Here is a 19493-nt window from a genome sequence, read left to right on the forward strand (position 1 = left end):
CGACACTATTTTTGCTCCGCGCAAAAGAAAAGCCCCGGCCGTTGGGCCGGGGCTCTTCGATCTGTCCGGTCGGCGTTGCGCGTCAGTCGCGCTGGCCGAGGAGCTGCAGCAGCAGCGTGAACAGGTTGATGAAGTTCAGGTAGAGCGAGAGAGCGCCGGTGATCGCCGCACGCTCTGCCATCGCGCCGCCCTGCGAGGCGTAACCGTAGATGTAGTCGTTCTTCAGCCGCTGGGTGTCCCAGGCGGTGAGACCCGCGAACACCAGCACGCCGACCACCGACACGATGAACTGCAGCGCCGAGCTCGCCAGGAACAGGTTGACCAGGCTGGCGATGATGATGCCGATCAGGCCCATGAACAGGAACGAGCCCATGCCGCTCATGTCACGCTTGGTGGTGTAGCCGTAAAGGCTGAGCGCACCGAACGTCGCCGCGGTGATGAAGAACACGCGCACGATCGAGGTGTGCGTGTACACCAGGAAGATCGACGACAGCGACAGGCCCATCAGCGCCGAGAACACCCAGAACAGCAACTGGGCGGTCGAGGGTGCCAAGCGGTTGATGCCGGCCGAGATGACGAACACCATCACGAGAGGGGCGAGGATGAACAGCCACTTCAGCGGGCTGACGAACATCGCGTAGCCGAACTGCGTCAGATAGGCATTGCCAAACTTCGCGACGGCGGCGGACGGATCGCCGGTCACCGCAGCCATGTAGACACCGAGCGCGGCAAAGCCGGTGATGGCCAGGCCGATGCTCATGTAGTTGTAGATGCGCAGCATGTAGGCGCGCAGACCGGCGTCGACGGCCGCAGCGTCAATGCGCCCGGCGGCCCGGCCGAAAGGAGAAGCGTAGTTGCGGTCTAGGTCCGACATGGTCGAATTCCCGTGGTTGGTCCCGGTGGAGCGCAAGGGATTTGCGGCGCCGGTCGTAAATCTATCTCAGATGGCGCGGTTTGCCGAACATTAATTCGGTGTCATCAAACCGATCATCCGACCCGGTTGGTATGTGGGAAATTAACACATCCGACGCAAGCTTCCACGCGCGGCCGAATGTCGCTCTGGCCCGGCATTTGCAGTGAAATACGGTGTCGGCGGCGCTACAAATTGTCACAAATTCCGCAGCACCGAGGCGGGTTTCTGATTCAGCGCCAGCAGCGTTCCGGCCAGCCCCAATCCGACCGTGACGATCAATGCTGCGACCACGACCAGCGCGGCGCTGCCGGCCTGCCAGATGAAGCTCAGTGTCATGAGCCGCGTCACGATCAACCAGGCCGCGATCGAACCGGCGATGACTCCGAACGCGGCAGTTGCAAAGCCGATCATCAGATACTCCAGCGCGTAGGCGCCGAGCAGTCGTGCTCGCGTGGCGCCCAACGTCTTGAGGATCACGGCGTCGTAGACCCGGTGGCGATGGCCGGCGGCCAATGCACCGCCCAGCACCAGGATGGCGGAGAGCAGCGTCACGGCGCTGGCGCCGCGGATCGCCAGCACAAGGTTGCTGACGACGCTGCCGATCGTCTCGAGCGCCTCGCGGACACGCACGCTCGTCACCATCGGGAAGGCGTCGGCGACCTGCTTGATGATGCGGGCGTCCTCGACGGAACCCGGATGTGGCTCCGTCAGGGTCGCGACATGGCTGTGCGGCGCGCCCTTGAAAGCATTCGGCGAGAACACCAGCACGAAGTTGATGCCGAGTCCCTGCCAGTCGATATTGCGGAGATTGGCGATCTTCGCCGGGACGTCGCGGCCGAGCACATTGACGACGATCTCGTCGCCGATCTTCAGGCCCAAGCCATCGGCGATCTTCTTCTCCATCGAAACCAGCGGAGGGCCGCTGTAGTCGGGACCCCACCACTCGCCCTCGACAATCTTCGAGCCCTTGGGCACTTCGCCGGTGTAGGTCAGGCCGCGGTCGCTCTGCAGCACCCATTCCGAGTCTACCGTCGGATTGAGCTGGTCGGCTTTCACGCCGCGGGCGGCGACGATGCGCCCACGCAGCATCGGCACGTCCTCGACCGTCGAATCCGGTGAGATCTGCTTGAGGAAGCTGCCGAAGCGGTCGGCCTCGGTGGAGGGGATATCGATGAAGAAGAACGACGGCGCCCGCTCCGGCAGCGCCGCCAGAAACTGGCGGCGCAGATTGCCGTCGATCTGGGTGATGGTGACGAGCACCGCAAGCCCAAGGCCCAGCGACAGCACGACCGACGGCGTCAGCGCTCCGGGCCGATGGATGTTGGCGATCGCGAGCCGCAGCATGGTCATGCGGCTGCGTGGCAACCGCCGCGCCACGGCCATCAGCAGTTCGGCAATTCCGCGCAGCAGCAGGAACACTGCGATCGAGGCGACGACGAACACAGTGGCAACCCGCTTGTCGTAGGACAGCCCGATCGCGACCGCGATCAGCAGGGCGATCACGACTGCCATCAGCGCGAGATAGCTCCAGCGCGGGCGATGCCATTCGCTGGTGACGGTCTCGCGGAACAGCGCGGCCACCGGCACGTCGTGGACCCGGCCGAGTGGCCAAAGGCCGAAGGCGAGCGCGGTGAGCTGCCCGTAGATGAAGGCGAGCGCAAGCTCATCCGGATGCACGGACGGCACCACGGGCAGCGGCAGCAGCGTGCCGAACAGGGTGACGATCGCGAACGGCAGTGCGGCGCCGAGCATAAGACCGATCACCGAGCCGATTCCAGCCAGCACGACCACCTGGGTGAGATAGATCGTGAAGACGTCGCGGCCGGTGGCGCCGAGCGCCTTGAAGGAGGCGATGACGTCGCGGCGGCGGTCGATATGGCTCTTCACCGCATTGGCGACGCCGACGCCGCCGACCAGCAGCGCGGCAAGGCCGACCAGGGTCAGGAATTGCGTGAAGCGGTTGATGCTGCGTTCGAGCTGCGGCGAGGCATTGCTGCGGCTGCGGACTTCCCAGCCGGCTTCGGGCGCCGCGTTGCGCGCGCCGTCGATCAATGCCGTGGTGGAGCGATCGTCATTGGCGCCGTCGGGCAGTTTCACGCGATAGATCCAGCGCACCAGACTGCCCGGCTGCAGCAGATCGGTGGCGCGCAGACTGGTTTCGCTGACCAGAAAGCGCGGGCCGAGGCCGACGCCGCCGGCAAGCTTGTCCGGCTCGGATGCGACCACGCTGCGGATCTGATAGGTCGCGCTGCCGACGGTGACGCGGTCGCCGAGCTTGAGGTCGAGCCGTGCGAGCAAGGTCGAATCGACCGCCGCGCCATAGGCGCCGTCGCGCTCGGCGAGGAGATCGGCGAGCGGCAGGTTCGGCTCCAGCGTCAGTTCGCCGAGCATCGGATATTTGCCGTCGACTGCCTTGAGCTCGACCAGCGCCAGCTTGCCGTCCTTGCTGCGCGCCATTGCGCGGAGCGTAGCTGCGATCGAGACCTCGCCGCGTGTCCGCAGGAATGCAACCTCGTTCGGCTTGGCCTCGCGCGAGATCAGCGAGAACGCGACGTCGCCGCCGAGCAAGGTGCGGCCTTCGCGCGACAGGCCTTCGCCAAGGCTCGCTGCGACCGAGCCGACGCCGGCGATCGCCATCACCCCGAGCGCGATGCAGGCGATGAAGACGTAGAAGCCGCGCAGGCCGCCGCGCAGTTCGCGCATCGCACACCGAAAGGCGAGCGACGACGCGCGGCCCTGCACCGCGACTTCGGACGCGATGCTCATGTCGCGGAGTGTCCGTCGATCCGGCCCGAGCGCAGCCGCACCACGCGATCGCAGCGCTGCGCGAGCGAGATGTCGTGCGTCACCAGCACCAGCGTCATGCCGCGCTCGGCGTGCTTGGCGAAGAGCAGATCGACGATCTGCTTTCCGGTCGCCTCGTCGAGATTTCCGGTCGGCTCGTCGGCCACGAGGATCGCGGGATCGGGCGCGAGCGCGCGCGCGATCGCCACGCGCTGCTGCTCGCCGCCGGAAAGTTGCGTCGGATAGTGATGCAGGCGCTCGCCGAGGCCCACCGATCGCAGCTCCTGCGCGGCGCGTGCCGCCGCATCCGCGCTGCCGGCGAGCTCGAGCGGCACCGCGACGTTCTCCAGTGCCGTCATGGTCGGGATCAGATGGAACGACTGGAAAACGATGCCGACTTGGCGGCCGCGGAAGCGCGCAAGAGTATCCTCATCGAGGGCATTGAACGAGGTGCCGTTGACGACCACTTCTCCACTGTCAGGACGTTCGAGCCCCGCCATCACCATCAGCAAGGTCGACTTGCCCGAGCCCGACGGGCCGATCAGGCCGATGGCCTCGCCCGCCGCCACACGAAGGCTGATATCTTTCAGGATATGAACCCGTGCTGCGCCGGTGCCGAGCGAGAGATTGACGTTCTTGACAGAGATGGTGTCCGGCTCGACGCCGGTCAGTGAAGAGGATTCGATGAGACTGTCCATGGTTCGGTCATATGGCACTTCCGCCGCTGCGGTCGAGGGCCGGTTGGGAATCTTCGTGCACATACTCGTGTTGCTTATGGGCTTGATGACGGCGGCAAGCGTGCACGCGGCGGATTCCGCGAAACCGGTCAAGATGGTGGTGCTGGGTGACTCCTTGAGTGCCGGCTACGGCCTTCCGGCCGCTGCATCGTTTCCCGTCCGCCTGCAAAAGGCTTTGGATGCCAAGGGGATAAAGGTCGATATCAGCAATGCCGGGGTGTCCGGCGATACCGCCTCGGGCGGCCGAGACCGGGTCGACTGGTCGGTGCCTGACGGAACCGATGCGGTGATCCTCGAACTCGGCGCCAACGATGCCTTGCGCGGCACCGACCCCGCCGTCACCCGCGCCGCGCTGTCCGACATCATCACAAAGTTGAAGGCGCGCAAGATCGCAGTTCTGTTGTGCGGCATGCTCGCGCCGCCGAACTACGGCAGCGATTACGCGGCCAAGTTCAACGCGATCTATCCTGATCTCTCGAAGTCCCTTGGCGTGCCGTTGTATCCGTTCTTTCTCGACGGCGTGGCCGCCGACGCCAAGCTCAATCAGGCCGACGGCATGCATCCGACGGCCGACGGAGTGGATATCGTCGTGAAGAACATCCTGCCCACGGTGGAGGCATTTCTTGGAGCATTATCTGGGCAACGCAGTTGAAATACAGGCTCTGCCGCGCGTCATGACCGTAGGGTTACGAGCTGTTAACGCATCATGCTTCGCAGAGTCATATAACTCGGGTACAAAGAGACATCGGTGATTCGTCACCGGGTCGTAACAGGGCGCGGGCTCCCAAAACTCGCGTCACAGCATCGAGGATTATTGCGATGCCGCGTCTGTTCACTGGACTGGAAATCCCGGCCGATATCGGCCAAACCCTCTCCAGCCTGCGTGGTGGCCTTCCCGGCGCTCGCTGGATCGATCCCGAAAATTATCACGTCACCCTGCGCTTCATCGGCGATATCGATGGTGTCTCGGCCAACGAGATCGCTATGATGCTGTTTCGGGTGAACCGCAAACCGTTCGAGGTGAAGCTTCAGGGCCTGTCGAGCTTTGGCGGACGCAAGCCGCGCGCGGTGGTTGCCGCCGTCGAGCCGAGCCGGCCGCTGATCGAACTGCAGGCGGAGCTCGAGCGGATGATGCAGCGGATCGGGCTTGACCCCGAGGGGCGCAAGTTCACGCCGCACGTGACGCTCGCGCGATTGCACGATGCGTCGAGCCAGGACGTTGCGGACTATCTTTCCGTGCGCGGCTACTTCCCGAGCCGCACCTTCATGGCGGATCGCTTCGTGTTGTTCTCGTCACGTGCCTCGACCGGCGGCGGACCCTACGTGGTCGAGGATTCCTACGCGCTCTGCGCGTGAGATAGCCGCCGCTTTTTCCGCGCCCGGCCGGCTCGCGCGGACCGCCGGGGCGCGCAAGATCGTGCTTCTGCATACCCGTCGCCAAAATTCGCGGCTTGCAATTTTCCGCCGGGTAGGGCCGTAAGATGGCTCATGCTGTCCACCTCGCCGAGTTCCTTCCTTGATTATTACAAGGCCCTGGTCGCCTCCGGCGCGATCGAGGCTGATCCTGCGCAGGCGCGCGCCGCCGCCGCATTTGGCGCGCTCGAGGAGCGGCTCACGAGCTACAAGCCGCAACGCAAGCAGAGCCTGTTCGGCCGGCTGTTCGGCGGCGACAGGGACGAGAAGCCGCCGCGCGGGCTCTATGTCCATGGCGAGGTCGGCCGCGGCAAGACCATGCTGATGGACATGTTCTTCCAGCAGAGCCCGATCGAGCACAAGCGCCGCGCGCATTTCCACGAATTCATGGCCGAAGCGCACGAGCGCATCTACGGCTATCGCCAGCAGATCGCGCGCGGCGAGATCGCCGAAGCCGACGTCATCGCGCTCACCGCGCAGGCGATCTTCGACGAGACCTGGCTGCTCTGCTTCGACGAATTCCACGTCACCGACATCGCGGATGCGATGATCCTCGGGCGGCTGTTCGCCAAGCTGTTCGATCTCGGCACCGTCGTGGTCGCAACCTCCAACGTCGCGCCCGAGGACCTCTATAAAGGCGGCCTCAACCGTGCGCTGTTTCTGCCGTTCATCAAGCAGATCTCTGACCACATGGACGTGCTGCGGCTCGACGCACGCACCGACTTCCGGCTGGAGAAGCTGTTCGGCGTGAAGATGTGGCTGGTGCCGGCGGATGATGAAGCCAACGGCGCGCTCGACGCGGCATGGCGCAAGATGACCGGCAATGCGCCGTGCAAACCGCGCGACATCGCGATCAAGGGGCGCACGCTGCACGTGCCGTGTTCGTCGAATGGCGTCGCGCGCTTCGGCTTCGCGGATATCTGCGAGAAGCCGCTTGCGGCCTCCGATTACCTGCGGCTCGCGCACGACTACCACACGATCCTGATCGACGATATTCCGGTGATGGATTATGCGCAGCGCAACGCTGCCAAGCGCTTCATCTCGCTGATCGACACGCTCTATGACAATGCGGTGAAGCTGATGGCCTCGGCCGAGGCCAACCCGGTGTCGCTCTATCTCGCCACCGACGGCATCGAGGCGATGGAGTTCAAGCGCACCGCGTCACGTCTGATCGAAATGAGTTCGGAATCCTACCTGGCGTTGCCGCACGGTCGGAAAGATTCGTCGGCGAGCGGTACGTCGACCGGTCTGGTCGAGACCTGAAGGCTGCCTTTCAGCGCGCCCGTTCCGAGCAACTTTTCGTGCGTCCGCGCGGGTATCGCTGGCATGCCTGATCGAATTCCAGGCAGGGGCGACAATTGGGCAGGCCGCGACTTGAACGTATCATTCGAAAGGGATAACCACCCTTCCAACCGACTTCTCTCCCTCCTGCTACCAGTTCAAAGGACTGATTTCCCATGGCACGCGACAAGATTGCTCTCATTGGCTCCGGACAGATCGGCGGAACGCTGGCGCACCTCGTCGGCCTCAAGGAACTCGGAGATGTCGTGCTGTTCGATATCGCCGAAGGTGTGCCGCAGGGCAAAGCGCTCGACATTGCGCAATCGTCGCCGGTCGACGGTTTCGACTCCAATCTCTCCGGCGCCAATTCCTACGAAGCGCTCGACGGCGCCAAGGTCTGCATCGTCACCGCCGGCGTGCCGCGCAAGCCCGGCATGAGCCGTGACGATCTGCTCTCCATCAACCTCAAGGTCATGGAGCAGGTCGGCGCCGGCATCAAGAAGTATGCGCCCGATGCCTTCGTCATCTGCATCACCAATCCGCTGGACGCGATGGTGTGGGCGCTGCAGAAGGCTTCCGGCCTGCCGCACAAGAAGGTGGTCGGCATGGCCGGCGTGCTCGACTCCGCGCGCTTCCGCTATTTCCTCGCCGACGAATTCAACGTCTCGGTCGAGGACGTCACCGCCTTCGTGCTCGGCGGCCACGGTGACACGATGGTGCCGTTGACCCGCTATTCCACTGTTGCCGGCATTCCGCTGCCCGATCTCGTCAAGATGGGCTGGACCTCGCAGGCCCGCGTCGACGAGATCGTCGATCGCACCCGCAACGGCGGCGCCGAGATCGTCAACCTGCTCAAGACCGGCTCTGCCTTCTACGCGCCGGCGGCGTCCGCGATCGCGATGGCCGAGAGCTACCTGAAGGACAAGAAGCGCGTGCTGCCCTGCGCCGCTTATCTCAACGGCGAGTATGGCGTGAAGGACATGTATGTCGGCGTGCCGGTCGTGATCGGCTCCAAGGGTGTCGAGCGCGTCGTCGAGATCGAACTGGCCGGCAAGGACCGCGAAGCCTTCGACAAGTCGGTCGGCGCGGTGCAGGGCCTGGTCGACGCCTGCAAGAAGATCGCGCCCGACCTGCTCGGCAAGTGATCTGACCGGTAATCTGACTTGGCAATGGCCCGATAGGCGTTTTCAATCGCCTGTCGGGCGCAAGGTGATGAAATTCCCGCGGATTTTATGGTTGCGTCAGTCTTGGTATATGGTATGCCAGAGCGCGCTGACGCGAGCTTGGTAAAGTTCGCCGCACGAGGGTTTGGGAGCATCTCTCCATGAATATCCATGAATACCAGGCCAAGGCACTGCTGCATCAATTCGGCGTGCCGATCTCGCGCGGCGTGCCGGTGCTCAAGCCGGAGGATGCCGACGCGGCGGCGAAGCAGCTCCCCGGACCGATCTGGGTGGTGAAGAGCCAGATCCACGCCGGTGGTCGCGGCAAGGGCAAGTTCAAGGAAGCATCCGCCGGCGACAAGGGCGGCGTCCGCATCGCCAAGTCGGTCGCCGAGGTCGACGAATTCGCCAGGCAGATGCTCGGCGCGACCCTGGTCACGGTGCAGACCGGGCCACACGGCAAGCAGGTCAACCGTCTCTACATCGAGGAAGGCTCCGACATCGACAAGGAGTTCTATCTCTCGATCCTGGTCAACCGCGAAACCTCCGAAGTCTCGTTCGTGGTGTCGACCGAGGGCGGCGTCAACATCGAGGAGGTCGCGCACGCGACGCCGGAAAAGATCGTCTCCTTCTCGGTCGATCCGGCGACCGGCATCATGCCGCACCACGGCCGCACCGTCGCGAACGCGCTGAAGCTGACGGGCGAGCTTGCGAAGCAGGCCGAAAAGCTGACCAGCCAACTCTATGCCGCCTTTGTCGCCAAGGACATGGCGATGCTTGAAATCAATCCGCTCGTCGTCACCAAGCAGGGCCAGCTCCGCGTGCTCGACGCCAAAGTGTCGTTCGACAGCAACGCGCTCTATCGCCACGCCGATGTGCTGGCGCTGCGCGACGAGACCGAGGAGGACGCCAAGGAAATCGAGGCGTCGAAATTCGACCTCAACTACGTCGCGCTCGACGGCAATATCGGTTGCATGGTCAACGGCGCCGGCCTCGCCATGGCGACCATGGACATCATCAAGCTCTACGGCATGTCGCCGGCGAACTTCCTCGACGTCGGCGGCGGCGCCAGCGTCGAGAAGGTCGCAGCCGCGTTCAAGATCATCACCGCCGATCCCAACGTGAAGGGCATCCTGGTCAACATCTTCGGCGGCATCATGAAGTGCGACGTGATCGCAGAGGGCGTTGTCGCCGCGGTGAAACAGGTCGGTCTCAAGGTGCCGCTGGTGGTGCGTCTTGAGGGCACCAATGTCGAACAGGGCAAGAAGATCATCCGTGAAAGCGGTCTCAACGTCGTGCCCGCCGACAATCTCGATGATGCCGCACAGAAGATCGTGAAAGCCGTCAAGGGAGGCTAACGATGGCCGATCATCTCGACGCTCCAACACCGCTGGAAGAACACCGCAGGCTCGCGGTCTTCGCGGGCGAGTGGAGCGGCGAAGAGGTGGTCCATCCGTCGCGCTGGACCGCAGGCGGTCCGGCGACCTCGCATGTCAGCGCGCGCGTTGCGCTCAACGGCTTCTATCTGATCCAGGACAGCGTGCAGACGCGCGAGGGCAAGGAGAGCTTTGCCACTCACGGCGTCTTCACCTACGACCGCGACGAGCGGACCTACAAGCTGTTCTGGCACGATTCGCTCGGCTACTACCCGCCGTCGCCGGCCTCTGGCGCCTGGGTCAACAAATCGTTGATCCTGGTGCGCGGCTTGCTGCGCGGCAACGCCCGTCACGTCTACGAGGTCGTCGACGACGACACCTACAACATGAAGATCCAGTTCTCGCCCGACGCGGAAGGATGGGCCGACGTGCTCACCGGCGTGTACCGGCGTATCCACTAGAGCAAAGAGTCCTCACTGCTCGTCTCGCGAAAGCATCACGAACCATGTCCATCCTGATCGACAAGAACACCAAGGTCATCTGCCAGGGCTTCACCGGCAAGAACGGCACCTTCCATTCGGAAGCGGCGATCGCTTACGGCACCAAGATGGTCGGCGGCGTGGCCCCGGGCAAAGGCGGCACGACCCATCTCAACCTGCCGGTGTTCGATACCGTCGCCGAAGCGCGCGAGAAGACCGGGGCCGATGCCAGCGTGGTCTATGTGCCGCCGCCGGGCGCGGCGGATGCGATCTGCGAGGCGATCGATGCGGAGATCCCGCTGATCGTCTGCATCACCGAAGGCATTCCGGTGCTCGACATGGTGCGCGTCAAGCGGTCGCTGTCGGGCTCGAAGTCGCGGCTGATCGGACCCAATTGTCCGGGTGTCATGACCGCCGGCGAGTGCAAGATCGGCATCATGCCGGCCAATATCTTCAAGCCCGGCTCGGTCGGCATCGTCTCCCGTTCCGGCACGCTGACTTACGAGGCGGTGTTCCAGACCACGCAGGAGGGCCTCGGCCAGACCACCGCGGTCGGGATCGGCGGCGACCCGGTCAAGGGCACCGAGTTCATCGACGTGCTGGAGATGTTCCTGGCCGATGAGAAGACCAAGTCGATCGTGATGATCGGTGAAATCGGCGGTTCCGCCGAGGAGGACGCGGCTCAGTTCCTGAAGGACGAGGCCAAGCGCGGCCGCAAGAAGCCGATGGTCGGCTTCATTGCCGGTGTTACAGCACCTCCCGGCCGCCGCATGGGCCATGCCGGTGCCATCATCTCCGGCGGCAAGGGCGATGCCGGTTCCAAGACCGCGGCGATGGAAGCGGCGGGGATCAAGGTGTCGCCATCGCCGGCCCGGCTCGGGCACACCCTGGCCGAGATGTTGAAGTAAATCATCCCGGCGCGACAATTCTCCTGATCAGGCGTTATCCCGCCGTGGCCTCCCGGAATTTCCCCTCCGGGAAGCCACGGCGCGACCGTTTGCCTCCAAAGATCGTGCATTTATAAGTTTTGAAAATATATTCACTCCTTAGTTCTTTTAGGCAGGAATATCCAAACTAGATAGGGTAAAGGGTACCCAATCAGCCGGCCCCTCTTCCAGACCGGCACTTGCGCCGTCTTCTATGCGCGAACCGAAAAAAATCACCAGGACTGCCTCATGTCTCGCCAGGACGCGAACGCCGCTTTTGCCCTCTCATCGTTTTTGCAGGGCACCAACGCCGCCTACATCGACGACCTTTATGCCCGTTACGAACAGGATCCAGGATCGGTCGATGCCGAGTGGCAGGACTTCTTCAAGAGCCTGAAGGACACCCCGGCCGACGTCCGGAAGAACGCCGACGGCGCGTCCTGGGGCCGCGACAACTGGCCGGTGACACCGCGTGACGAGCTGACGTCGGCGCTCGACGGCAACTGGGCGGAAGTCGAGAAGGCGGTCGGCGCCAAGCTCGCCGCCAAGGCCCAGGCCAAGGGCGCCGAGCTCTCGGACGTTGAGGTCCATCAGGCGACCCGCGATTCCGTCCGCGCCTTGATGCTGATTCGCGCCTACCGCATGCGCGGCCACTTCCACGCCAAGCTGGATCCGCTTGGCATCGAGGCGCCGCGTGATCGCGAGGAGCTCGATCCGCGTTCCTACGGCTTCACCGAGGCCGACTTCGATCGCAAGATTTTCCTCGATCACGTGCTCGGCCTCGAATACGGCACGCTGCGCGAGATCGTCCAGATCTGCGAGCGGACGTACTGCCAGACGCTCGGCGTCGAATTCATGCACATCTCCAATGCGGCGCAGAAGGCCTGGATCCAGGAGCGCATCGAAGGGCCGGACAAGGAGATCAGCTTCACCCCGGAAGGGCGCCGCGCCATCCTCAACAAGCTGATCGAGGCGGAAGGTTTTGAGAAGTTCTGCGACCTCAAATTCACCGGTACCAAGCGCTTCGGCCTCGACGGCGGCGAATCGCTGATCCCTGCGCTGGAGCAGATCATCAAGCGCGGCGGCAATCTCGGCGTGAAGGAGATCGTGGTCGGCATGCCGCATCGCGGCCGCCTCAACGTGCTGACCCAGGTGATGGGCAAGCCGCACCGCGCGCTGTTCCACGAATTCAAGGGCGGCTCGGCCAATCCGGATTCGGTCGAAGGCTCCGGCGACGTCAAGTATCACCTCGGCGCCTCCTCGGACCGCGAGTTCGACGGCAACAACATCCATCTGTCGCTGACCGCAAACCCGTCGCATCTGGAGATCGTCGACCCCGTCGTGATGGGCAAGGTGCGCGCCAAGCAAGACCAGCACGGCGATCCGCCGGATATGCGTATCTCCGTCCTGCCGCTCTTGATGCATGGCGACGCGGCGTTCGCGGGCCAGGGCGTCGTGGCGGAATGCTTCAGCCTCTCCGACCTGAAGGGCTACCGCACCGGCGGATCGCTGCACTTCATCGTCAACAACCAGATCGGCTTCACCACCTATCCGCGCTACTCGCGTTCGTCGCCCTATCCGTCCGACGTCGCGAAGATGATCGACGCGCCGATCTTCCATGTGAACGGCGACGATCCGGAAGCGGTGGTGTTCGCGGCCAAGGTCGCGATCGAGTTCCGGCAGAAATTCCACAAGCCGGTCGTGATCGACATGTTCTGCTACCGTCGTCACGGCCATAACGAGGGCGACGAGCCGGCCTTCACCCAGCCGGTGATGTACAAGCGCATCGCCTCGCATCCGAGCACCCTTGAGATCTATGCCAAGCGACTGGTTGCCGATGGCGTGCTGACAGAAGGCGAGGTCGAAAAGGCGAAGGCCGATTGGCGCGCGCGGCTCGATGCCGAGTTCGAGGCCGGCGCCGGCTACAAGCCGAACAAGGCCGACTGGCTCGACGGCAAGTGGGCGGGCTTCAAGATCGCCGATCAGGAAGAGGACGCCCGCCGCGGCGTCACCGGCGTCGACATCGCGGTTCTGAAGGACATCGGCCGCAAGATCACCAAGGTGCCGGACGGCTTCCGCGTCCATCGCACCATCCAGCGCTTTCTCGACAATCGCGCCAAGGCGATCGACAGCGGCGTCGGCATCGACTGGGCGACCGGCGAGGCGCTGGCATTCTGCTCGCTGCTGCAGGAAGGCCATCACGTGCGCCTGTCCGGCCAGGATTCCGAGCGCGGCACCTTCTCGCAGCGCCACTCGGTCCTGATCGATCAGGAGGACGAGAGCCGCTACACGCCGTTCAATCACCTCGGCGGTGACAACACCGGCCACTACGAAGTCATCAACTCGCTGCTGTCGGAAGAGGCCGTGCTCGGCTTCGAGTACGGCTACTCGCTGGCCGAGCCGAATGCGCTGGCGGTCTGGGAGGCGCAGTTCGGCGACTTCGCCAACGGTGCGCAGGTCGTGTTCGACCAGTTCATCTCGTCCGGCGAGCGCAAATGGCTGCGCATGTCCGGTCTGGTCTGCCTGCTGCCGCATGGCTATGAGGGACAGGGACCGGAGCACTCCTCGGCTCGGCTCGAGCGTTATTTGCAGATGTGCGCCGAAGACAACATGCAGGTAGTCTATCCGACCACGCCGGCGAACTACTTCCATGTGCTGCGGCGCCAGCTCCATCGCGAGATCCGCAAGCCGCTGATCCTGATGACGCCGAAGTCGCTGCTGCGCCACAAGCGCGCCGTGTCGCGGCTCGACGAACTCGGCAAGAATGCCACCTTCCATCGCATTCTGTACGACGACGCGCAGATGCTACCGGACGAGAAGATCAAGCTGAAGGCAGACGACAAGATCCGTCGCGTCGTGCTGTGCTCCGGCAAGGTCTATTACGATCTCTACGAGGAGCGCGAGAAGCGCGGCATCGACGACATCTATCTGATGCGCATCGAGCAGCTCTATCCGGTGCCGCTGAAAGCGCTGGTGCAGGAGCTCGGCCGCTTCAAGAACGCCGAAATGGTCTGGTGCCAGGAAGAGCCGCGCAACATGGGATCGTGGCACTTCATCGAGCCCTATCTCGAATGGGTGCTGAACCAGATCAATGCGACGAACAGGCGCCCGCGCTACGCCGGCCGGCCGGCGTCGGCGGCAACCGCCACTGGCCTGATGTCGAAACATCTGGCGCAGCTCAAGGCGCTGCTTGACGACGCACTGAACTAACGACCTTCACTGAAGCCATGCCCCGCGAAAGCGGGGCATCCGGTATCCCGCGTCATCCAGCAGAATTGCTGTCGTCACGGAGTACCGGGTCGTTCGCTTTGGCGGACCGTGGCCGGACAAATTTTGCGACCGCAAGGTTATCGAGGAAAAGACCATGACTGAAATTCGCGTTCCAACGCTCGGCGAATCCGTGACCGAGGCCACCATCGGCCGCTGGTTCAAGAAGGCGGGCGAGGCCGTCGCGGTGGACGAGCCGCTCGTGGAGCTGGAGACCGACAAGGTGACGATCGAGGTTCCGGCGCCGTCGGCAGGAACGCTTGGTGAGATCATTGCCAAGGACGGCGAGACGGTTGCTGTGGGCGCATTGCTCGGCCAGATCAATGACGGCGCGGCTCCGGCCAAGCCGGCTGCGGCCGCCGCGCCCGCCAAGGCTGCGGCTCCCGCTGCTGCGCCCGCCGCCCCTGCTCCGGCTCCCGCGGTTGCGCCGAAAGCGCCGCCTGCGGATACGCCGCTCGCGCCTTCCGTTCGCAAGCTCTCGGCCGAGAGTGGTATCGATGCCTCCACCGTTCCCGGTTCGGGCAAGGACGGCCGCGTGACCAAGGGTGACATGCTGGCTGCGATCGAAAAGGCTGCCTCGGCGCCGACCCCGGTCAATCAGTCGGCCGCCGCCGTGCAGGTCCGCGCACCATCGCCGGCTGACGACGCCGCGCGCGAGGAGCGCGTGAAGATGACGCGGCTGCGCCAGACCATCGCCCGCCGCCTCAAGGATGTGCAGAACACCGCCGCGATGCTGACGACCTTCAACGAGGTCGACATGACCAACGTCATGGCGCTGCGCGCGCAGTACAAGGACGCGTTCGAGAAGAAGCACGGCGCCAAGCTCGGCTTCATGGGCTTCTTCACCAAGGCCGTCGTGCAGGCTCTGAAGGATATCCCGGCCGTCAACGCCGAAATCGACGGCTCTGACCTGATCTACAAGAACTACTATCACATCGGCGTCGCGGTCGGCACCGACCGCGGCCTGGTGGTGCCTGTGGTGCGCGACTGCGACCACAAGTCGATCGCCGAGATCGAAAAGGGAATCGCCGACTACGGCCGCCGCGCCCGCTATGGCCAGCTCAAGATCGACGAGATGCAGGGCGGCACCTTCACCATCACCAATGGCGGCATCTACGGCTCGCTGATGTCGACACCGATCCTCAATGCGCCGCAATCCGGTATCCTCGGCATGCACAAGATCCAGGAGCGGCCGATGGTGGTCGGCGGCAAGATCGAGGCACGCCCGATGATGTATCTGGCGCTGTCCTACGATCACCGGGTGATCGACGGCAAGGAAGCGGTCACCTTCCTGGTGCGCGTCAAGGAGAGCCTGGAGGACCCGGCTCGCCTGGTGCTGGACCTCTGAGGACACGACGCACGCGATGCCCGATCAGTTCGGGCATCGCGATCGGATCTTCACTCACACACGCTTGGAGGTTGACGTGACGGACAAGGTCGTTGTCATCACTGGCGGCAGCCGCGGCATCGGCCGCGCCGCCGCGCTCGCGGCCGCTGCGCGCGGCTATCGCGTGGTCGTCGGCTACGCTTCCAACCAGGCCGCGGCCAACGAGGTCGTTGCCGCCATCGAGGCGAAGAACGGCAAGGCGATCGCGGTGAAGTGCGACGTCGGCAGCGAGCAGGATATCCTGGCGCTGTTCAAGGCTGCCGACGGCTTCGGAACGCTCGGCGCTCTCGTCAACAACGCCGGCATCGTCGGTCCGTCGATTCGCGTCGAGGACATGACCGCGGAGCGCATCGCGCGGATGATGGCGGTCAACGTCACCGGCAGCATCCTGTGCGCCCGTGAAGCCGTGAAGCGGATGTCGACCAAGAAGGGCGGCAAGGGTGGCGTGATCGTCAACCTGTCGTCGGTCGCGGCTAAGCTCGGCTCGGCCAACACCTATGTCGATTACGCGGCGTCCAAGGGCGCGATCGACACCTTCACCGTCGGCCTCGGTCACGAGGTCGCCGACGAAGGCATTCGCGTTGCCGGCATTCGTCCCGGTCTGATCGATACCGAAATCCACGCCTCGGGCGGCGAGCCCGATCGCGCGCACCGGCTCGCGCCCATGGTGCCGATGAAGCGCGTCGGCACTGCCGAGGAAATCGCCAACGCCATCGTCTGGCTGATCTCGGACGAGGCGTCCTATGTCACGAGCGCGACCCTCGACGTGTCAGGCGGTCGCTAGAGCATGATCCGGACAAGCAGGAACCGGTTCTCTCACTAACTGTCACAGTGTTTAGCTACAGGACTTCCATCATGGCTTCTTACGATCTCGTCGTCATCGGCACCGGACCCGGCGGTTACGTCTGCGCGATCCGCGCAGCGCAACTCGGCATGAAGGTGGCCGTGGTCGAGAAGAACGCGACGCTCGGCGGCACCTGTCTCAACGTCGGCTGCATGCCCTCGAAGGCGCTGCTGCATGCCTCCGAGATGTTCGAGGAAGCCGCGCATTCCTTCGCCAAGATGGGCGTCAGCGTCTCGGCGCCAAAGCTCGATCTTCCTTCGATGATGAACTTCAAGCAGCAGGGCATCGACGGCAACGTCAAGGGTGTCGAGTTCCTGATGAAGAAGAACAAGATCGACGTGCTCAAGGGTACCGGCAAGATCCTCGGCGCCGGCAAGGTCGAGGTCTCCGGCAACGGCAAGGCTGAAGTCGTCGAGACCAAGAACATCGTGATTGCCACCGGCTCGGACATCGCGCGGCTGAAGGGAATCGATATCGACGAGAAGCGCATCGTCTCGTCGACCGGCGCTCTCTCGCTGGAGAAGGTGCCGGAGAAATTGCTGATCATCGGCGCCGGCGTGATCGGGCTCGAGCTCGGCTCGGTCTGGCGCCGCCTCGGTGCGGATGTCATGGTCGTGGAATTCCTCGACCGCATCCTGCCCGGCATGGACGGCGAAGTGGCCAAGCAATTCCAGCGCATGCTGGAGAAGCAGGGATTCGTCTTCAAGCTCGGTGCCAAGGTCACCTCGGTCGATACCTCGGGCAAGACATTGTCGGTGAAGGTCGAGCCCGCCGCGGGCGGTGCGGCTGAGGCGCTCGAAGCCGATGTCGTGCTGGTGTGCGTCGGCCGTGTGCCCTACACCGAAGGCCTCGGGCTGAAGGACGCCGGTGTCGCGCTCGACAGCCGCGGCCGTGTCGAGATCGATTCGCACTTCTCGACCAATGTGAAGGGTATCTATGCGATCGGTGACGTCGTCGCCGGCCCGATGCTGGCGCACAAGGCGGAAGACGAAGGCGTCGCCTGCGCCGAGATCATCGCGGGTCAGGCTGGCCACGTGAATTACGACGTCATTCCAGGCGTTGTGTATACCACGCCGGAAGTGTCGTCGGTCGGCAAGACCGAGGAAGATCTCAAGCAGGCAGGCATCGCTTATACCGTCGGCAAGTTTCCCTTTACCGCCAACGGCCGCTCCAAGGTGAACCAGACCACGGACGGCTTCGTGAAGGTTCTCGCCGATGCGAAGACGGATCGGGTGCTTGGCGTGCACATTGTCGGCCGCGAAGCCGGCGAAATGATCCATGAAGCCTGCGTTCTGATGGAATTCGGCGGCTCGGCAGAGGATCTGGCGCGCACGTGCCACGCCCATCCGACCCGCTCGGAAGCCGTCAAGGAAGCCGCGCTTGCGGTGGGCAAACGCGCCATCCATATGTGACCGATGTCCGGCGCCAAGCCGGGGTCGGGATGATCTAGATGTTGCGCCGTCTGTTGCAGCCGTTCTGGGTCCTGCTTGCGATCGTCTTTCTGATCGAAGCATGGCTATGGGACCACCTCGAGCCGATCGTGGCGCGCGTGGTGGCGGCGATTCCGCTGCGCGCGTTCAAGCAATGGCTGGCCGAGCGGGTCGACTCGCTGTCACCGGCGATGACGCTGATTGTCTTCGTCGTCCCGATCATTCCGCTGTTTCCGCTCAAGCTGATCGGCCTGTGGCTTCTGACCCACGAATACTGGCTGGGTGCGATCTCGACCATTCTGTTTGCGAAATTTCTCAGCGTCGGCGTCACCGCCTTCATCTTCGACGTGACGCGGCCGAAGCTGATGGAGATGCCCTGGTTCGAGGCGCTCTATGAGTTCGTGATGGCGATGCGCGCCAAGGCGACGGCGATCGTCGAGCCGATCAAGCAGCGCATCCGCGAGATCCTGCGCGGCAACGGTGACGGATGGACGGCGCGCACGCTCCGCCTGATCGCGCGCTTCCGCAAGAGCGTGCATGAGGCGCGCTGAGCGGTATGTTGCTGTCGTCGTCCGGCTTGACTGGACGACCCCAGTATTCCAGAGACAGCGGCATAACAACCGAGGGGCTGTGGCGTACTAAAGCGCGATGAGATTGGGTTGAATCGTCATTGCGCTTCAGCTCTTTGTTTGAGCATGATCTTTTCGGAAAACCGCTTCACACTTTTCCGGATCATGCTCTGGATGCCCCGCCCGAAGCCGGGCATGACAGGAGAGAATTGGCGAACAGCGTGAGCTGCCCCGACGCCTCAGTGCAGCGGCAGCAAGTGCGGCTGGAAGAGACCAAGCGCGGTCATCGCGATCCCGGCGAGCGTCAGCAGGCCTGACACCCAGGCTAGCGCGAGCATGCCGGTGATGATGGTCGCGGACGCCAGCACGATGGCGATCTGGAAGGCGGCGGAGGCGAGCTCGAAGTGGTGATACTTCGCCGTCGCCTCGTCGCGCTCATGCTCGGCATGCTTGGCGCGCTCGGCCAACTGCTCGGTGCCTTCGCCGGTTTCCGGCTCCGAGCGATAGCGTGCGGCGGTCTTCTGCCATTCGTCGATCTGCTTCTGGAGCGTCGCCCTGGTGGCGTCGTCGGTCGCGCCGGCAAGACTCAGCTTGCCCTGCTCGGCCGCGGTCTGCACGGCGGTCCGGCGGATGCTCTTGGCTTGGAAGAACGCCCAGAGGTTGGAGGCCTCGACATTCTTGCTGATCGATTCGGTCTGAGCGCCCTTGCCGAGGGTCTCCGAGAGGGCCAGGCACAACGCAATCACGGCGATCAGAAGCGCGATCTTCTTGTTCTCGCCGGACGCATGCTCGGCATGCTCCGCGTGCTCCATACTCTCATGTGCGCTCATGATTCCCCCTCCGGATCAGACCGGTGCACGATTACCGAATGCAGCGTGCAACGCAAGGGGCGCGCGATTTATGGCGGACGTGTGAAGACGCATG

The 19493-nt window shown here is 63.9% G+C and carries 16 protein-coding genes; 12 read left to right on the forward strand and 4 right to left on the reverse strand.

Features of this window, described 5'->3' with window-relative positions; all coding sequences use genetic code 11:
• Positions 1–82: 82 nt before the first annotated feature.
• From P6U25_RS01870 to P6U25_RS01880, 3 genes are all read right to left on the reverse strand, one after another.
• Positions 83–874, reverse strand: coding sequence for a Bax inhibitor-1/YccA family protein (locus P6U25_RS01870; RefSeq protein ID WP_407149749.1), 792 nt, complete (start codon positions 872–874; stop codon positions 83–85).
• A gap of 234 nt (positions 875–1108) precedes the next feature.
• Positions 1109–3679, reverse strand: a complete 2571-nt coding sequence (locus P6U25_RS01875) for an ABC transporter permease (RefSeq protein WP_407149751.1) — start codon at positions 3677–3679, stop codon at positions 1109–1111.
• Positions 3676–4395, reverse strand: a complete 720-nt coding sequence (locus tag P6U25_RS01880) for an ABC transporter ATP-binding protein (RefSeq protein WP_407149752.1) — start codon at positions 4393–4395, stop codon at positions 3676–3678. The genes P6U25_RS01875 and P6U25_RS01880 overlap by 4 nt, the downstream gene beginning before the upstream one ends.
• Positions 4396–4450: 55 nt before the next feature.
• Here P6U25_RS01880 and P6U25_RS01885 point away from each other — a divergent pair, with 55 nt between their 5' ends.
• The 12 genes from P6U25_RS01885 to P6U25_RS01940 all read left to right on the forward strand — a co-directional run bounded on the left by P6U25_RS01885 (position 4451) and on the right by P6U25_RS01940 (position 18551).
• Positions 4451–5086 carry an arylesterase gene (locus tag P6U25_RS01885; RefSeq protein ID WP_407152731.1) on the forward strand — a complete coding sequence of 212 codons (636 nt, stop codon included), beginning with the start codon at positions 4451–4453 and terminating at the stop codon, positions 5084–5086.
• Between the two features lie 167 nt (positions 5087–5253).
• Positions 5254–5790, forward strand: coding sequence for an RNA 2',3'-cyclic phosphodiesterase (gene thpR / locus P6U25_RS01890; RefSeq protein ID WP_407149753.1), 537 nt, complete (start codon positions 5254–5256; stop codon positions 5788–5790).
• A gap of 132 nt (positions 5791–5922) precedes the next feature.
• Positions 5923–7110 carry a cell division protein ZapE gene (gene zapE, locus P6U25_RS01895; RefSeq protein WP_407149754.1) on the forward strand — a complete coding sequence of 396 codons (1188 nt, stop codon included), beginning with the start codon at positions 5923–5925 and terminating at the stop codon, positions 7108–7110.
• 194 nt (positions 7111–7304) lie between these two features.
• On the forward strand, positions 7305–8273 hold the full coding sequence (gene mdh / locus P6U25_RS01900; protein ID WP_280982222.1) for a malate dehydrogenase: 969 nt from the start codon (positions 7305–7307) through the stop codon (positions 8271–8273).
• A gap of 179 nt (positions 8274–8452) precedes the next feature.
• Positions 8453–9649, forward strand: coding sequence for an ADP-forming succinate--CoA ligase subunit beta (gene sucC / locus P6U25_RS01905; protein ID WP_407149756.1), 1197 nt, complete (start codon positions 8453–8455; stop codon positions 9647–9649).
• 2 nt (positions 9650–9651) lie between these two features.
• Positions 9652–10128 carry a DUF1579 family protein gene (locus P6U25_RS01910; protein ID WP_407149757.1) on the forward strand — a complete coding sequence of 159 codons (477 nt, stop codon included), beginning with the start codon at positions 9652–9654 and terminating at the stop codon, positions 10126–10128.
• 44 nt (positions 10129–10172) lie between these two features.
• Complete coding sequence (gene sucD / locus P6U25_RS01915) at positions 10173–11054, forward strand: succinate--CoA ligase subunit alpha (RefSeq protein ID WP_407149758.1); 882 nt, start codon at positions 10173–10175, stop codon at positions 11052–11054.
• A 267-nt stretch (positions 11055–11321) separates the two neighbouring features.
• A complete protein-coding gene (locus tag P6U25_RS01920; protein ID WP_407149759.1) occupies positions 11322–14282 on the forward strand; it encodes a 2-oxoglutarate dehydrogenase E1 component in 2961 nt (986 codons plus the stop codon).
• A gap of 154 nt (positions 14283–14436) precedes the next feature.
• Positions 14437–15687: a 2-oxoglutarate dehydrogenase complex dihydrolipoyllysine-residue succinyltransferase gene (gene odhB / locus P6U25_RS01925; RefSeq protein ID WP_407149760.1), complete on the forward strand. Its 1251-nt coding sequence runs from the start codon at positions 14437–14439 to the stop codon at positions 15685–15687.
• Between the two features lie 76 nt (positions 15688–15763).
• A complete protein-coding gene (locus P6U25_RS01930) occupies positions 15764–16510 on the forward strand; it encodes an SDR family oxidoreductase (protein ID WP_407149761.1) in 747 nt (248 codons plus the stop codon).
• Positions 16511–16581: 71 nt separating this feature from the next.
• Complete coding sequence (gene lpdA / locus P6U25_RS01935; RefSeq protein ID WP_407149762.1) at positions 16582–17982, forward strand: dihydrolipoyl dehydrogenase; 1401 nt, start codon at positions 16582–16584, stop codon at positions 17980–17982.
• 38 nt (positions 17983–18020) lie between these two features.
• A complete protein-coding gene (locus P6U25_RS01940; protein WP_407149763.1) occupies positions 18021–18551 on the forward strand; it encodes a hypothetical protein in 531 nt (176 codons plus the stop codon).
• Positions 18552–18808: 257 nt separating this feature from the next.
• Here P6U25_RS01940 and P6U25_RS01945 read toward each other — a convergent pair whose 3' ends face one another.
• Positions 18809–19399, reverse strand: a complete 591-nt coding sequence (locus tag P6U25_RS01945) for a DUF4337 domain-containing protein (protein ID WP_407149764.1) — start codon at positions 19397–19399, stop codon at positions 18809–18811.
• Between the last annotated feature and the right edge of the window lie 94 nt (positions 19400–19493).

Source organism: Bradyrhizobium sp. ORS 86, assembly GCF_045571475.1.
Classification (GTDB): domain Bacteria; phylum Pseudomonadota; class Alphaproteobacteria; order Rhizobiales; family Xanthobacteraceae; genus Bradyrhizobium.

Coding starts and splice junctions, on each gene's coding strand:
- P6U25_RS01870 (WP_407149749.1), bottom strand. CDS start 874: ATGTCGGACCTAGACCGCAACTACGCTTCTCCTTTCGGCCGGGCCGCC.
- P6U25_RS01875 (WP_407149751.1), bottom strand. CDS start 3,679: ATGAGCATCGCGTCCGAAGTCGCGGTGCAGGGCCGCGCGTCGTCGCTC.
- P6U25_RS01880 (WP_407149752.1), bottom strand. CDS start 4,395: ATGGACAGTCTCATCGAATCCTCTTCACTGACCGGCGTCGAGCCGGAC.
- thpR (WP_407149753.1), top strand. CDS start 5,254: ATGCCGCGTCTGTTCACTGGACTGGAAATCCCGGCCGATATCGGCCAA.
- zapE (WP_407149754.1), top strand. CDS start 5,923: ATGCTGTCCACCTCGCCGAGTTCCTTCCTTGATTATTACAAGGCCCTG.
- mdh (WP_280982222.1), top strand. CDS start 7,305: ATGGCACGCGACAAGATTGCTCTCATTGGCTCCGGACAGATCGGCGGA.
- sucC (WP_407149756.1), top strand. CDS start 8,453: ATGAATATCCATGAATACCAGGCCAAGGCACTGCTGCATCAATTCGGC.
- P6U25_RS01910 (WP_407149757.1), top strand. CDS start 9,652: ATGGCCGATCATCTCGACGCTCCAACACCGCTGGAAGAACACCGCAGG.
- sucD (WP_407149758.1), top strand. CDS start 10,173: ATGTCCATCCTGATCGACAAGAACACCAAGGTCATCTGCCAGGGCTTC.
- P6U25_RS01920 (WP_407149759.1), top strand. CDS start 11,322: ATGTCTCGCCAGGACGCGAACGCCGCTTTTGCCCTCTCATCGTTTTTG.
- odhB (WP_407149760.1), top strand. CDS start 14,437: ATGACTGAAATTCGCGTTCCAACGCTCGGCGAATCCGTGACCGAGGCC.
- lpdA (WP_407149762.1), top strand. CDS start 16,582: ATGGCTTCTTACGATCTCGTCGTCATCGGCACCGGACCCGGCGGTTAC.
- P6U25_RS01940 (WP_407149763.1), top strand. CDS start 18,021: ATGTTGCGCCGTCTGTTGCAGCCGTTCTGGGTCCTGCTTGCGATCGTC.
- P6U25_RS01945 (WP_407149764.1), bottom strand. CDS start 19,399: ATGAGCGCACATGAGAGTATGGAGCACGCGGAGCATGCCGAGCATGCG.